This window comes from Dellaglioa sp. CoH-56-MRSF-14 (assembly GCF_056782115.1).
Genome location: NZ_JBXAYB010000045.1, coordinates 1 through 366 on the forward strand (window position 1 = coordinate 1; position 366 = coordinate 366).

Genomic DNA, 366 nt, shown 5'->3' on the forward strand with positions numbered 1-366 from the left:
GCTTATCGACGCGCGCGATATTGCCGTCAAAGCCCCAGTGACGCGTGTACTGACCCGCGAGCTGCGTGGCTTTCCCGATATCGGATGCGGCCCCCGACGACGAGAAGGTTTGGCCAAACACCAGCTCTTCGGCCGCGCGGCCCGCGAGCAACACGCAAATCTCGTCCAGAACGTTCTGCTTCGACATGATATCCTCGCCCTCGACCACGGGCATCATGTAACCGCCCTTGAACGATGCGACGTTCACCTTCAGCTCGAACGGAGCAACGCGCTTCAGCAGCGCGTAGACCAGAGCGTGGCCCGCTTCGTGCGCCGCGACCATCGCCGTGAATTCCACGCTCCGCTTCTTCTTTTCCTTGTCCATAT

At 60.9% G+C, this 366-nt stretch carries 1 pseudogene; it reads right to left on the bottom strand.

The annotated features are described in order from the left end of the window. Positions 1 to 366: pseudogene (locus AC1RPX_RS07790) on the bottom strand (hypothetical protein); the annotation flags it as partial.